The organism is Ponticaulis profundi, assembly GCF_042659465.1.
GTDB classification, from domain to species: domain Bacteria; phylum Pseudomonadota; class Alphaproteobacteria; order Caulobacterales; family Hyphomonadaceae; genus Ponticaulis; species Ponticaulis profundi.
The window spans coordinates 1-14178 of record NZ_JBHSSW010000055.1; the positions used below are offsets into that span (position 1 = coordinate 1).

At 57.8% G+C, this 14178-nt stretch carries 16 protein-coding genes and 1 pseudogene; 15 read left to right on the forward strand and 2 right to left on the reverse strand.

The annotated features are described in order from the left end of the window. The 8 genes from ACFQDM_RS15715 to ACFQDM_RS15750 all read left to right on the forward strand — a co-directional run. Positions 1 to 394: thiosulfate oxidation carrier complex protein SoxZ (locus tag ACFQDM_RS15715; protein WP_377380650.1), on the forward strand; the 394-nt coding region annotated here is incomplete at its 5' end. Beyond that, positions 391 to 1344 carry a quinoprotein relay system zinc metallohydrolase 1 gene (locus ACFQDM_RS15720; RefSeq protein ID WP_377380653.1) on the forward strand — a complete coding sequence of 318 codons (954 nt, stop codon included), beginning with the start codon at positions 391 to 393 and terminating at the stop codon, positions 1342 to 1344. The genes ACFQDM_RS15715 and ACFQDM_RS15720, both read left to right, overlap by 4 nt. Before the next feature lie 48 nt (positions 1345 to 1392). Continuing rightward, positions 1393 to 3264: a PQQ-dependent methanol/ethanol family dehydrogenase gene (locus ACFQDM_RS15725; protein WP_377380656.1), complete on the forward strand. Its 1872-nt coding sequence runs from the start codon at positions 1393 to 1395 to the stop codon at positions 3262 to 3264. 73 nt (positions 3265 to 3337) lie between these two features. Continuing rightward, entirely contained in the window at positions 3338 to 3985 is a 648-nt protein-coding gene (locus ACFQDM_RS15730) for a pentapeptide repeat-containing protein (protein WP_377380659.1), read from the forward strand. Continuing rightward, positions 3967 to 4380 carry a hypothetical protein gene (locus tag ACFQDM_RS15735; protein ID WP_377380661.1) on the forward strand — a complete coding sequence of 138 codons (414 nt, stop codon included), beginning with the start codon at positions 3967 to 3969 and terminating at the stop codon, positions 4378 to 4380. The genes ACFQDM_RS15730 and ACFQDM_RS15735 overlap by 19 nt, the downstream gene beginning before the upstream one ends. A 200-nt stretch (positions 4381 to 4580) precedes the next feature. Further along, positions 4581 to 5306 (forward strand): response regulator, encoded by a 726-nt coding sequence (locus ACFQDM_RS15740; protein WP_217846931.1) that lies wholly within the window; start codon positions 4581 to 4583, stop codon positions 5304 to 5306. Further along, positions 5278 to 6444 (forward strand): FIST N-terminal domain-containing protein, encoded by a 1167-nt coding sequence (locus tag ACFQDM_RS15745; RefSeq protein ID WP_245008577.1) that lies wholly within the window; start codon positions 5278 to 5280, stop codon positions 6442 to 6444. Before ACFQDM_RS15740 ends, ACFQDM_RS15745 begins: the two co-directional genes overlap by 29 nt. Next, positions 6441 to 8690 (forward strand): hybrid sensor histidine kinase/response regulator, encoded by a 2250-nt coding sequence (locus ACFQDM_RS15750; RefSeq protein ID WP_377380664.1) that lies wholly within the window; start codon positions 6441 to 6443, stop codon positions 8688 to 8690. The genes ACFQDM_RS15745 and ACFQDM_RS15750 overlap by 4 nt, the downstream gene beginning before the upstream one ends. A gap of 741 nt (positions 8691 to 9431) precedes the next feature. On the opposite strand, the gene ACFQDM_RS15755 is transcribed toward ACFQDM_RS15750, so the two are convergent. Both ACFQDM_RS15755 and ACFQDM_RS15760 read right to left on the reverse strand, forming a co-directional pair. Then, a protein-coding gene (locus ACFQDM_RS15755) for an IS5 family transposase (RefSeq protein ID WP_313443562.1) occupies positions 9432 to 10189 on the reverse strand; the annotation gives its coding sequence in 2 pieces (ribosomal slippage) (positions 9432 to 9868 and positions 9868 to 10189; 759 coding nt in all). A gap of 339 nt (positions 10190 to 10528) precedes the next feature. Next, positions 10529 to 11155, reverse strand: a complete 627-nt coding sequence (locus ACFQDM_RS15760; protein WP_377380667.1) for a helix-turn-helix transcriptional regulator — start codon at positions 11153 to 11155, stop codon at positions 10529 to 10531. Positions 11156 to 11286: 131 nt separating this feature from the next. Here ACFQDM_RS15760 and ACFQDM_RS15765 point away from each other — a divergent pair, with 131 nt between their 5' ends. From ACFQDM_RS15765 to ACFQDM_RS15795, 7 genes and pseudogenes are all read left to right on the forward strand, one after another. Further along, positions 11287 to 11541, forward strand: coding sequence for a hypothetical protein (locus tag ACFQDM_RS15765; protein WP_046001878.1), 255 nt, complete (start codon positions 11287 to 11289; stop codon positions 11539 to 11541). Continuing rightward, a complete protein-coding gene (locus tag ACFQDM_RS15770; RefSeq protein WP_052715394.1) occupies positions 11531 to 12136 on the forward strand; it encodes an acyl-homoserine-lactone synthase in 606 nt (201 codons plus the stop codon). The genes ACFQDM_RS15765 and ACFQDM_RS15770 overlap by 11 nt, the downstream gene beginning before the upstream one ends. Before the next feature lie 148 nt (positions 12137 to 12284). Then, on the forward strand, positions 12285 to 12626 hold the full coding sequence (locus ACFQDM_RS15775; protein ID WP_377380671.1) for a hypothetical protein: 342 nt from the start codon (positions 12285 to 12287) through the stop codon (positions 12624 to 12626). Between the two features lie 25 nt (positions 12627 to 12651). Further along, the gene (locus tag ACFQDM_RS15780) at positions 12652 to 13272 is read left to right on the forward strand and encodes a lytic transglycosylase domain-containing protein (RefSeq protein ID WP_342775325.1); all 621 of its coding nucleotides are present in this window, start codon (positions 12652 to 12654) and stop codon (positions 13270 to 13272) included. 44 nt (positions 13273 to 13316) lie between these two features. After that, entirely contained in the window at positions 13317 to 13589 is a 273-nt protein-coding gene (locus ACFQDM_RS15785) for a TrbC/VirB2 family protein (RefSeq protein WP_255352906.1), read from the forward strand. 4 nt (positions 13590 to 13593) lie between these two features. After that, positions 13594 to 13872 carry a type IV secretion system protein VirB3 gene (locus tag ACFQDM_RS15790; RefSeq protein ID WP_127899859.1) on the forward strand — a complete coding sequence of 93 codons (279 nt, stop codon included), beginning with the start codon at positions 13594 to 13596 and terminating at the stop codon, positions 13870 to 13872. Then, positions 13862 to 14178 (forward strand): annotated as a pseudogene (locus ACFQDM_RS15795) (hypothetical protein); the annotation flags it as partial. The gene ACFQDM_RS15790 and the pseudogene ACFQDM_RS15795, both read left to right, overlap by 11 nt.

Genomic DNA, 14178 nt, shown 5'->3' on the forward strand with positions numbered 1-14178 from the left:
GGCGATGGCGGACGGCAGCTGGCGCATGGGCGCGAGCTTCGTCGATGCAGCAGGGGGCGGCTGCACAGCGCCCGCCGCGGCGCACGCCCGCCCGAACTGGCAAGATGATCTGGGCGAGATGCGCGCTCGTCTCTGGTCGGCCTTCGGGCGTCTGCGCCTGATGCTGCGCCACCCCATGGATACGGGCCTGGCAGTCGGCATCTCGGCGCATTACCTGACCGAGGTGACTTTATCTGACGCATCGGGACAGATCGCGCGGCTCGAAGTCTTCGAGCCGGTCGAAGAGGACCCTGCGCTGACCTTCCTGCTGCCGCCCGAGCTCGCGCGAGGGCCGATCCAGATCTCGGCGCGGGACAATCTGGGTTATGTCTTCACCGGTGAGGTCTCGGCATGAACCTGACCCGCCGCCAGATTATGCTGACCGGTACGGCAGCGTTTATTATCCCCACGCTTCCCGCCGTGGCAGCTGCGCCGGACTATCGCCTTGATCCGCAAGAGATCGCGGACGGCGTTTGGATGTTCGAAGGCGCTACCGAAAGCTTCGGACGGGGCAACGGCGGTGCAATCTGCAATATTGTCATGATTGCGACACAGGGCGGGGCGGTGGTTATCGACACCGGCGGCACGCATCGCCATGGCGCGGCCCTGCGTCAGTTTGCCGACGAGCGCTTGGGCGGCGTCGCGCTATCCCTGAACACCCATCATCATCCTGATCACTGGTTCGGCAATCAGGCGTTCGCCGACAGGCCAATCTTGTCGCTGCCGCCATCGCGCCAAGCGCAGGGGGACAGTGCACAGGCTCTGGCTGATGGGCTATACCGCATTCTGGGGTCATGGATGAACGGCACTGCGCCACTGCCGGCGACAGACGATGCAGTTAACGGACCCCTGACCATCGGGGGACGCGATCTGACGTTGCTTGCATTGTCAGGACATAGTCAGGCAGATCTGGTCATCCGCGACAACAGAACCGGCACCCTTATTGCAGGGGATCTGCTGTTTCTTAACCGAGCCCCCAGTTTTCCCGATGCCGACATTGCAACCTGGGCCGCGGCGATCACTACGATCAGCGAGATCCCCGCTTCAGGTTACGTGCCGGGCCACGGCCCCTATCATCGCGACAGCCGCGCGATGGGGCAAACGCAGCATTATCTACAGGCTATGGACGCTCGCCTGCGCGGCGCGGCCAACAATGGCCTAACTCCGCTGGAGGCCTTGGCCGCCGGGCCCATGCCCGACTACGCCCATCTGGGCGCAAATCCCGAGGAATATCGCCGCAGCGTGATCCAGCGCTGGCGCGATTACGAACGCCGTACGCTGCCATTGCTAAGCAGCGTCGGATGAAGACCGACCCCGGCCGGAGGAGCTGGTGATGTGTAGAACGAGGAGGAAATGACAGTGAAGCACTCGATGATTTCCGCTGTCAGCGCGCTGGCGCTGAGCGTCGCAGTTGGCCTTGCCCCCGCCATGGCCGAGGAAGTGACGTGGGAGGATATTCTCAACGATCACGAAACGACCGATGATGTCCTCATGTATGGCATGGGCAACAACGCACAACGTTATTCGTCTTTGAATCAGATCAATGTCGAGACGGTCAAGCACATGCGCCCAGCCTGGGCTTTCAGCTTCGGCGACGAGAAACAGCGCGGGCAGGAAACACAGGCGCTCGTTCATGACGGCGTGATCTACATCACCGGCAGCTATAGCCGGATGTGGGCGCTGGATGCTAAGACTGGCGAGCGTCTGTGGAAATTCGAGGCCCGCCTGCCTGACGATATCCGCCCCTGCTGTGACGTCGTGAACCGCGGCGCAGCGATCTATGGCGACAAGGTCTTTTTTGGCGCGCTCGATGCCAGCATCTACGCGTTGAACAAGGACACCGGAGAGGTTGTCTGGCGCGAGAAATTTGGCGATCACAAGGTCGGCTACACAATGACTGGCGCTCCCACGATCATCAAGGACGCCGAGACCGACCGCGTCATGCTGATTCACGGCAGTTCGGGTGACGAGTTCGGCGTTGTCGGCCAGCTCTACGCCCGCGACCCAGATACCGGCGAAGAGATATGGATGCTTCCCTTCGTTGAAGGACATACCGGCCGCATGAACGGTGAGGAAAGCCGGCCGACAGGTGATGCCAGTGCACCGAGCTGGCCCGTGAACGACGATGGCAGCAAGGTTGAAGCTTGGAACCATGGTGGCGGTGCACCTTGGCAATCAGCAGCCTTTGACCCCGAGACGAACACCATCATCGTCGGCGCCGGCAATCCCGCGCCATGGAACACCTGGGAACGCTCTCAGGGCGAGAACTACTGGGATTACGATAGCCTCTATACTTCTGGTCAGGGGTACGTGAACCCGACCACTGGCGAGCTGGTCGGCTTCTACCAGCATACGCCGAATGATGCCTGGGACTTCTCGGGTAATAACGAAATCGTCCTGTTCGACTATACCGACAAGGACGGCAATACTCATCGCGCCGGCGCCCATGCCGACCGGAACGGGTTCTTCTATGTCACAGACATCGACGCCCTATCCGAGCGCGGCGGCGACATCAACCGGCCCACCGCGCTGCTGAACGCCTTCCCTTTCGTGGACAACATCACCTGGGCCAGCCACATTGATCTGGAAACCGGCCGGCCTGTCGAAAACGAGGGTCAGCGCCCGCCTCTGCCCGCAGAAGGTGAGACCCGCGGTGCGACCATCCAGGTCTCTCCTCCGTTCCTTGGCGGCAAAAACTGGAACCCGATGTCTTATTCGCAGGACACTGGTTTGTTCTATGTTCCCGCCAACAACTGGACTGAGGATTACTGGACTGAGAACATTACCTATCAAGCCGGCGCGGCCTATCTGGGCCAAGGCTTCCGTATCAAGCGTATGTACGACGATCACATTGGCACATTGCGGGCCTATGATCCGGCAACAGGCGAGATGAAATGGGAGCACAAGGAAGAACTTCCTCTGTGGGCCGGCACCCTTGCGACCGGTGGAAACCTTGTCTTCACCGGCACTTCGGACGGCTTTGTGAAAGCGTTCAATGCCGAGAGTGGTGAGGAGCTGTGGTCCTTCCAAACTGGATCGGGAATCATCTCGATGCCGATCACATGGGAAGACGATGGAAAGCAGTATTTGGGCATCGCATCCGGTTATGGGGGGGCAGTGCCGCTGTGGGGTGGTGACATGGCGCAACTGACTACCGAGGTCAGCCAAGGTGGATCGTTCTGGGTCTTCGAGGTCCCCGATGAGCTCCTTGCCTCTGCCAAGTAAGATGAGTGTGGGCGGAAGCGAAGGCTCCCGCCCCTTCGGCTGAAGCCCTGTATCGCGCAAAAGGATTGCTGCCTTGTCTCGTTCAATTCTGCCCCTTGTGGCCATGCTTCTGACTGCGCCCCTTTTCGCCCTGCCGCAGGTGGGGCAGGCCGAGGCGGTCCGTCTGACCGCCGGGCAAACCGACTATCCAGTCATCGTCGACACGGAAACTCCCGCCGTCGGACCGCTGATAATTGACGGCTGCACGCTTGAGCCGGGTGCCGTCTGTCCCGGCGTCGATCTGTCCCATACGGACCTGTCAGGTATCAACTTAAACGGGGCGGATCTGTCCGGTGCCCATATGGCTCGGGTCGATCTGACCGGCGCTCAGTTGCGTGGGGCGGATGTTTCGGGCGCCGATCTGCGTGGCGCCAAGATGCATATGGCGCAGATGCCGGGTCTGGTAGCCGTGGGTGCAGACCTGACAGGCGCCAATTTAGAAGGAACACGTTTGGCCGGCGCCGACTTTACTGATGCAAACCTCACGGCCGCGACACTGGAGGCTGCATGGGCGCCCAAGACCCGCTTTGTACGCGCCACTCTTGTCGCCGCTAATCTGTCCGAGACCAAGTTTTATAATGCCGACATGGCGCAGGCGACGCTTGGCGACAACAACAATCGCTTCACCGTCTGGTTGGGCGTCCATATGGAGGGTTGCACCGGGTGCCCGGTCGACTGGTAGTGCTGGCTCTGCTAATTTCCTCGGCCCGCGCCACGGCCGAAGTTCCGGATGCGGTGGCTCAAGCCATTATGACCTGCCGGGCGATTGAGGGTTCGGACCAACGGCTCGACTGCTTTGACGCGATACAAGTTGTGCCCTCTGGTGTGGCCCGGCATTTCGATGGGTTTGGAACGGGGTCCATTCCGCAGTTTCACGCAGAGGCTGGAACCGTGGTCGAATACGAAAGCGGTGACGCGATCCTGCTGATCGATCTACTAGACGCTCGCGGCGAGGTGCTGCGCAATCTCCATCGCGCGGGATCGGGCATTGGCCGACATGTCTTTGATAGGTCAGGCTTATACAAAATGCGGGTCACGGCAACGGGAACTTGGCAAATCAGGTTGAATGACCCCTGACCGCATAGGGGGCCGAAAGGAAAAACTGAGACAGAATCAGAATAGAGCAGCGCTTTGATAATTAGACCTGGCGCCTCATACTCAGCATCCTTTAAACAGGCCCGCCCGGCGGGGCCTGTCATGGCAAGCAATGCTAGCCCCTGTTCAATCCGGACACGAGGGCACAAGACTGTAGAATGCGCGTTGGGGAAAGGCACACCATGGCATTTGATCCCGGAATACCCGAGCCGCTCAATCCGGCACCTTTATCCTTTCGCGCCGCGCTGATCGTCGAGGATCATCCGCTTTTTGGTGATGCCTTGGCTATGACCCTGCAATCGGTATCGGATATCCGTCGGGTCATCCATGCAGAAAGTCTTGAGCAGGCAAGCCTCCATCTGGCCAATGGGGCCAATGTTGATGTGATCCTTTTGGATCTAAACCTCCCCGATGTTGATGGCCTTGAAGGCTTGCTGCATTTGCGCCGAGCGGCGCCACGCGTTCCTGTCCTGGTCGTTACCTCGGTTAATGAAACCCGAACCATTCGCGCCGCCTTGGCAGGTGGGGCTTCAGGGTTTGTTCCAAAGCACTCACGGCGAGAGGTGTTTCGATCTGCCTTCGAGGCGTTGGCCGCCGGTGAAATTTATGCTCCCGGGCTGCCTGCTGAAGTGGAGCACGAAAACCTGCACGGTGACGCAATCGAAGCGGTGGTCCAGCGCCTATCTCAACTGACGCGCCAGCAAGCGCGTATTCTTGAACTTATCTGCGAAGGAAGACTAAATAAGCAAATCGCTTATGAACTGTCGATTGCGGAGACAACGGTTAAGGCGCACGTTACAGCAATCATGCGAAAGATGGGTGTGTCGACGCGGACACAGGCCGTGTTGATGGCGCAAGATGTGAAGTTGAGGGGACGCATTGCAGACGCTGCAAACGGTGCTGCCTGACGCAGCCAAGCTGGGACCGCGCGTCGCCACGGTGCCTCTGCGGGGCATGGACCCAGTGGCGGCGCTCTCCACACAGCTCGGTCCCGGTCCTTTTGCCTTGGTCCTATTGTTTGTCGGCGCTGGTGCCGATCTTCCGCAGCTTCTTAACCGCGCGTCTGCATTTTTTGGCCAAAGCGCTGTTGCGGGCTGCACCACGGCAGGTGAGCTGGGTGAGGACGGCTATACCGATCGTAGCCTTGTGGCCGTAGCATTTCCCGCAATGGGTTTTGCCGCACGTACAGTCCTGATCGACCCTATTGATGCAATAAACACTCATAACATGATCGCTCAACTGCAGGAGATCCGGCAGGATCTATGGCGCCGTGCCGAAGAGATGCCGCAGGAACTGGCGGTTCTGCTGGTCGATGGTATGTCCGGATGCGAGGAAAGCCTTGTGGCCTCGCTTACTGGAGGGCTCGGCCCTGTGCGGATCGTCGGTGGGTCGGCGGGCGACTGGCGCGTCTTTCGTCAGACGCATGTTTTTTGCGGCGAGCGGCTTCGCAGCCGTACTGCGGCTGTCCTTTGCCTTCTTCGCAGCCGGATGGCGATGCGGACATTCTCGTTCAACTCAGCCAGACCCTCGCGCACGCAAATGGTGGTCACGCGAGCCGATCCGGCCAAACGCGCGGTGCTGCGCATAAATGATGAGCCAGCAGCACGCGAATATGCCCGGCTTCTGGGCTGCGAAGTTGATGAGCTTAGCCCCGAGATGTTTGCGACCCGACCGGTGATGGTTCGTGCCGGGGGACGGCATTTTGTCCGCGCGATCCGGGGCGTCGGGCCGGACGACGCGCTGATGTTCTTTGGCGCCGTGGCCGAGGGCATGGTGCTGACGCTGGCCGAAGAATCCGATACGGTGACACATCTGGATACCGCTCTTTCAGGTCTCGCAGCGCAGGGCACTCCACGTCTGGTCTTGGGCTTCGATTGCATTTTCCGCCGCATGGATGCAGAGGTACGCCAGCAAACACGGGCGATCTCGGATCTGCTGGCCCAACATAGGGTCGTGGGCTTCTCGACCTATGGTGAGCAGACAGGCGGGATGCACCTGAATCAGACTCTAACTGGGGTTGCCTTCTACGATCCTTTGCAAACATGAACGACGACCTGCCAGCCGATATTGACCGGATGATGGCACCTGGCGACGATGCCGACCGGCGCCATCAAAAGCTGCAAGTGATCGCTCAGGCTTTAATCCGCCAGATTGAGGATCCCCCGCAGGAGACGGCTAGCGGCTATGCACAATTTCAGCGCGCAGCGCTGCTAGAGGACGAGGTTCGCACCCGTACGCGAGAACTCGAACATGCGCTTGACCTGCTAAATGCCTCAAATGCCAGCTTGCAGCAGGCCTACCGCGAGAAAGAGGCCGCGCGTCAAAATCTCTCCGCCGCAATTGAGGCAGTGCAGGAGGGGTTTGCACTTTTCGATGCCGATGACATTCTGGTAATGTGCAATTCTCGCTTTAACGCGATGTTGCCTGACATCATCGAGCGACTGCGGCCGGGCCTCGATTTCGAGACCTATCTACGACTCGTCGCAAGCTCCATCCATTTTACCCCTCCGGTAGGAATGTCTCCTGACGGCTGGATCGAGATGCGCCGTCGCCGCCACGCCGAACGGCACTTCATCTTGACGCAGGAATTGGCGAAGGGTCGGCTTGTACAGGTCTCTGAACAGCGGATGGCCGATGGAGGCACCGCGATCCTGCAGACCGAGGTAACAGACCTGATCCGGGCCGAACGCGCTGAGCGAGGGCGCCTTCTGGACGACCAGGCGGCCATCCTGAAGGCTACGCTGGAACACCTTCCGCTTGCTGTGTGCCTGTTCGACAGCCGGCTGCGGTTGCTGGCATGGAATGAGAACCTCACAAAAATGCTGACACTGCCGGTGACGCGACTGCGCGAGGGCACTCATTTTGATGAGATCTGGCTGCAACTGCGCTCCAAGCTCGACTTTCCAGCACAAAAAGGAGCGAACCTGTTGGCCGATTGGGCCCGGTCGGTCCGGCGTCGTGATAGCTTTGCGGTACAGGTCATGCGCGATTCCGGAACGGGTGAAGCGCGTACCCTGGCAATCTACGCGCAAGAAATTCAGGACGGCGGATTTGTGTTATCGATCGACGACATTACCGATTACAGCCGTGCATTGGAAAGCGTCAACCGAGCCAATGAGACATTGGAAGCTCGTGTCGCAAATCGCACTGAAGAACTGCAGGATGCATTGGCGCAAGCTGAGCGGGCCAATGCTTCTCGCGCACGTTTTGTGGCTGCGGTCGGCCATGACTTGATGCAGCCTTTGTCTGCGGCAACACTATTCGTCGGATCGCTGCTGGAGGATGTCTCTCTACCTACATCTCGCGCAAAGCTGGAAAAGGTCCAGCGCTCGTTGGACAGCGTCAGCGGACTGATAGAAGCGCTTCTAGACATCTCGCGCCTTGAAGCAGGGCAGGCGGCGCTTACAGTAGAGCCGGTGGCTCTCGCCCCACTGTTCGAACAATTGCGTGAAGAATTTACTCCTGTCGCACAGGCTAAGGGCCTTGAGCTGGTTGTGCGGCCGGCGCAGGGGTGGGTCAGTTCTGACCGGCTTTATCTTCGACGTATCCTCCAGAACCTGCTGGCAAATGCGATCCGCTACACGGACAGTGGCCGAGTGCTTTTGGCCGCCCGACCGCGGGCAGGGCGGGTGCTCTTGCAGGTGCGCGACACTGGCCGTGGCATTCCTGAGAGGGATCATCGCCTCGTCTTCGCCGAGTTCAAACGGCTGGATGCGAAGGCCTCAGCTTCGGAGGGGTTGGGCCTTGGGCTTGCCATCGTCGATCGGGCGGCCGCGCTGCTTGGCCACACGCTAACGCTGCGTTCAGCGCCTGCTTGTGGCTCGACCTTCGGGATCGAGGTGGCGACAACGGCGGTCCGACCACCCGACCGACGCATGGTCTATAGTGGGCTAGTGCCCGGGGCGGAGGACCGTCCCGAGATTACTGCTCTCATCGTTGAGAACGATCCTGCAATGATGCAGGCACTGACCGGCCTTCTTGAGCAGTGGGGCGTCAACGTTCTGGACGTGCCTTGCGGTGAGGATGCAATTACACTGCTGGACGACACTGGTGTTGAACCAGAGTTGTGCATCGTCGACTTCCAACTGGGCGCCGGGATGGACGGGCTGGTTTGCCTTGGACAGCTAAAGAGCCGACTAGGCGCGACCAGCCTCTGCTGGATGATGAGCGCTAGCCGGTCCGAGGTGCTGAATAGCCGTGCCGCTGATCTAGGCGTAACACTACTCAGCAAGCCGATCGCACCAGCCACACTGGCTCAGATTGTTGCTGAAGTGCGGGATCTGCCACGCTAGTCTAAGCCGCAATAGAGGTATCAAGTGTTCATAATACAATAGTGCACCGCTTCCATGCCACCTCTATTGCGTCATCGCAGGATGTCTTGAAGATACGGTGAAAAGCTTTCGACTGCAAAAAATTTGGTAAATCGTCAGCTTAGGTTAGTCTTTTCGAGTAGATGAAGCATGCTGCTGGGGGGCGGTCGGGACATCCCCTCTGCTAGCAGGCCGGCTCTCGCGTTGGGGTTACGATACCCCATTCGATGCTTACGTCTGGTCGTGAAAGAAATGGGCGTAAACCGTATACAGCATGGCGATGCATGAGGCGTCCAACGCCTTATAGGCCCCGACGATGACGCTGCATGATGCTGACGATGCTTCACGGGGCGTGTGACATACGGGGCATCGCCATCCGTGATTGGCGGTTATCCGTCGTAAAGCTAACGAACTTTGGGGATTTGTTGTGGCCCAAGAGGCCGTAAGCGTTAACTTTCATAGCTGGCAGCTCTTGGCTCTTCGCATCAGTTGGCTGGATGGTGATAGGGGTTGCTATCAAACGCGCGAAGAAAGTTGTTTGGAACGCGGAAAACCTCGTCTCCACTGAGGTATCATAATACCCAGTAACCAGAGTTATGACTCGGGAACCGTTTGGCGCAGCCGAGGATTGGCATTTCTCATCACAGTGCCGACCTTTGCCATGCAGTACGTCATCTACGATCCACACCGCCGCGGCTTCTGGAAAAGTCCTAGGCTCAGGACTCATAGCCAAAAGAGCACTGTAGCGGCGAGTGCTATGGCGGAGAGGAAGACGTTCGGGCACCGATCATAACGCGTGGCAACGCGTCGCCAGTCTTTCAGACGACCGAACATGATTTCGATGCGGTTGCGTCGTTTGTATCTGCGCTTGTCATACCGGATGGGCTCGGTGCGGGTTTTACGTCCGGGGATGCAAGGTGTGATCCCCTTGGCTTCCAAGGCGTCCCTGAACCAATCCGCGTCATAGCCCCTATCGCCCAGCAGCCACTGGGCTCGGGGTAGACTATCCAGAAGAGCCGCCGCGCCGGTGTAGTCGCTGACCTGACCAGCCGTCACAAACAGGCTGATGGGGCGTCCATTCGCATCGGTGACGGCGTGCAGCTTGGTATTCATCCCGCCTTTGGTCCGTCCGATCAGTCGCCCGAGGCCCCCTTTTTTACCCGCAGGCTCGAAGCCGTACGGTGCGCCTTTAGATAGGTGGCATCGATCATGACGGTCCGGCGTTCGGCCTGTGCGCCAGACAGGCCCTCCATCATCCGAACGAAGACGCCAGCCTCGCTCCACCGCTTCCAGCGATTGTAGAGCGTCTTGTGAGGCCCGTAGGCTGCCGGCGCATCCCGCCAGCGCAGGCCGTTGCGGTTGACGAAGATGATCCCGCTCAACACCCGCCTATCATCTACCCGAGGTTTGCCGTGGCTCTTAGGGAAATAGGGCTCCAGCCGAGCCATCTGCTCGTCCGTCAGCCAATAAAGATCGCTCATAATCCAGACTCCTCAGGAGCCTGAATCAGATCGCACGCCGCAATTCAATGGGTCCTGAGCCTACGAAGGTAGTGCCGACCCCGGATAAGGCGAAGGTATGGGGTCAGCTTTCAGCTGCTGTCGCCCAGGCATCAATCGCCAACCGCAGCCGCGATGTGCCGGATTGCCAAGCGCCGAGCCTTCACCACCGCAATCTGCCAAATTTCGTGGTCCGTGGGTATGACGACTTTTGGATGTGTAAGGAGACACATGATGCGCCTCCAATTCATTTCCTGAGTTGAGGCGTAGCGTAATGCCTTCCCCTGCCCTCCTATTGGTCATGACAAAAGCTGCTCGGCTTCAGATGATACCCATCTGAGCGGCACGTGCGACTGCGCTGACGGAATTTGGTGCCCTGAGTTTGACTTGCGCCGTAGATAGTCGCTGTCTCAATGCCGACCGGCTGATGTTCAACGTTTCAGCGGCGTCATCTTGGTTGGCACCACCCTTGATCGAGGCCAGGGCGTCGATCTCGCCCTGGGACAGCCCGATGGTTTTCCAATAGCTTGTGAAAAGGTTTGCCCATGCCTTCACACGACCCATGAGCAGTTCCATTTCGGCGTCAGTCAGTTCTCGGTCGTTTCGGGCGATGGAAAGGAATGACCGCTTGCCTTTCACCACTTCAACAAATGTGGCGCCATAGACAAGACCGTGGGTAGCTGCGTCAGCCATCACGCCCCGTAGATCGGGAAGGCTGCACTCTGACCAGCGGATCATTCCTGTGCGGGCCATGGTCCAAACAGTCATGGGATCGCCAAAAAAGTAGTTCTCCTGTTCGTACTTTTTTGTCCACGCGTCGGAATAGCGGTTGAGGCAGAAATCAGGTTTTCCAAATTTCAGACCAAGGCCGAGGATGAAACCTCCGTTACCGATCCGTTCGAGGACAGCAAGTTCATCTTCATGATTCGGGATCACGAGTTCAATCATTTCAAGCCTGTCAAGAAAAAAATGCGTTTTGCACTAATCAACTGACCAAAAGGACATGTTGGTGTCAATGGTTAATTTTGAGCCGTAAGTACCGTCTTAAGCAAACCGGCAAAAAGCCATAGGAGGGACAGATGACCGACTTAACCGCAAGGGTACGCCCAAGGGGCGTGGTTATCTCCGCCGAGGCTAACTTTACTGCCGACATGGCTCAGAACCTGGTGTCGATGTTTGCCCATCTACAGGAAGGCCAAGAGATCACCGTCAAGTTCTCAAATAAGGGTGTCTGGGCCGTTACGCCGGAAGGCATCCGCCTGTTCATCGGCTCAACAGAAGTTTTCGAGGTAGGTACCAATGGTCAAGATGCAGCCAAGCCGCATGTTCAGTGACGCGGCCCGTGACGGCTATCAGGTCGAGGTCATCCGCTGCCCGGAGGACTTGGACAGGTGGCATCTGGTCAATGACTACCTGAAACTGCGCAAGCAGATTTTCGTGGATCGTCTGGAATGGCCGCTGTTTCACGCGGAAGATCTGGAGTTCGAACAGTATGACTCCTTCAACACGATCTATGTTGTGGCAACGCTGAACGGTGTTGTCGTCGGAGGGGCAAGACTGCGCCGCACCGACCAGATCAGCGGCACCGGGCAAATCCAGTATAGCTACATGATCCGCGATGCCTGCCTGGGCGTACTGCCCGGCTTGCCGCAGGAGCTGTGCCACGCGGTCCCGCCTATGAATGAAAAGGTCTGGGAGATTACGCGTATGGTAGTCACCGGGTCGCGCGATGTGTCTCGGATGATCCTTGCCAAGATCAACACGTTCTTGGGTGAGGAAGGAGCTGACACTGTTCTGTTCCTCGGATCGCCAGCGTTCCAGCGCATGGCAAACTCTCTGTCGTGGCCGGTCAAGCAGCTTGGACCTGTCGCCAGCAACTCCGAAGGATCGTTCCAGGTCTTCGAGTGTCCTGTGCGTGAACTGGGCTAAAACCATTCAACAATGTTAAACAAACAATTTATTTATGTTGAGGTTTGTTGAAATGTTGTGTATGAAGGTGGTGATCTAGTTAAATCCAACTAGTGCGGGCAACCCAACATAGTGCATCAAGGCACCTGTCAGTGAGCAGGAGCCCCCAATGAGTCTAGCCATACCGCCAGTGATAATCAGCGAGGACGTTGCGCAGGTCGTAAACGAGGGCGGATCGGTAATCATAATTTGCCAAGAGAGCGTTTCCAAAAAAGGAACGTCTGCAGTCGGCAAATGGATTTACGAGGTCGTTTCGGCCGATAAAAAATCCAAACGGTTATTGGTCTACAAAGTCAGAAACAAACCAGAAACATCGCTCACCGTGTCGGGCGTTGCTTCAAAACTTATGCTCTGGGGCTTCCCCGGATTGATAATGCCCTTCGAAAAAGGACAGTGTTTTGAAATATTTAAAGACGGCCGTTATTTGGTCGATTGGAGGTCTGACTCTTAACGCGACTGCATGTCTCGGACAGGGTTTGGTCCTTGTTCCAGGTTCTGACGGAGCCTTCGAATTTAGAGAACAAAGCAACGGCTTTGCCCGCCATTACGGATCAGGTGGGCAGCCGATAATCCCAGAAGCCGAACGTCAGGCTTCTGTTCCCGAAAATTCCATGTCCTTTCTAGCAGAGCCGGACAATGGTTTCATGGCACCACGCGCTGCCTCGGGAAGCCCTGAAGTACTCGATGCAATTCATCAGACAGCATTGCGCTATGGAGGCCATGGTGCCCTGCGCAAAGCTGGAATGTCGGTCACGGACTGGCGCGACTTCTACAGAGCTAACATCGAAATCGAGAGTGCGTACAACCCTCGCGCTCTAAGCCATGTCGGTGCGATCGGCCTCGGCCAACTCATGCCCGCGACCGCCGCCACACTCGGCGTAAACCCACATGACATGCACCAGAACCTCGATGGTTCTGCCCGTTACCTGCTTCTTCTTCTCGACCGCTTCGGATCGAAGGAGCTGGCACTGGCTGGCTATAATGCTGGCCCGGAAGCCGTTTCGCGTCATGGAGGCATCCCGCCCTACCGCGAAACGCAAGGCCATGTCCGCAAGGTTATGGCCGTTTACCAACGTCTCAAAGGAGAACAACTGTGACGCAAATCTTTAACCGGGTGGGCGGTCCTGCTTCCCGTAATTGGGTGCTGTTGGCCGCACTCGCTGTCATGGTTCTGATGATCGCAGAACCGGCGATGGCACAGGATATTAACCTCGATCCCATTCAAAACTTTCTGCAAGGACTGGTGGATGCGCTGACCGGTCCCTTGGGGATGATCATCGCTACGCTCGCGCTCATCGGCGTGTTCATCACATGGTTCTTCGGCATCATCGACTTCCGCCAAGCCATGTGGGTTGTCATCGCTATCGCAGGTATTGGCGGCGCGACGACGATGGTCGAGGCGCTGTGGGCTTGATGTCATGACAGAGCAGGATGTCGTTTTTAAAGGTCTGCTTCGCGCGCCAAAGTTTCTCGGCTTGCCCGTAATTTACGGGATGGTGTGGGTCTTTTCCGGCGTCCTGCTTTTCATCTGGATCAAATCTTTCTGGGTGCTGGCTTGGGCGGCAGCTACCTACCCGGCCCTTTATGCCGCGGCCCAGTGGGACCCAAACTTTTTGGACGTAATCATGACCGTCCTTCAGAAAACGCGACCATCGCGGAATAAAAACCTTTGGAATGGAAACAGCTATGAGCCGTAAGGAATTGAGTGGTGAGGGCGCAGCAAGCCTGATTTCATCAGTTGCCTTCCGCGAAGAGCAATTCGAAGATTATTTGCCCTTTGTCAGCCTTGTCGATGACGAAACCATCCTGACACGCGGCGGCGAATACATGCAGTGCATTCGCGTCAATGGCCTCAACAGCATGACAGCAAACGATGAGGCGCTTATCCGTTTGAAAAAACGGATCGCCACTATCATTGCGCAAACCGAAGGTCGGTTTAGCTTCTATATCCACAAGATCAGCAAGCGGCTTTCGCCGGAAATATCACCTGTTCGCGGTGATGG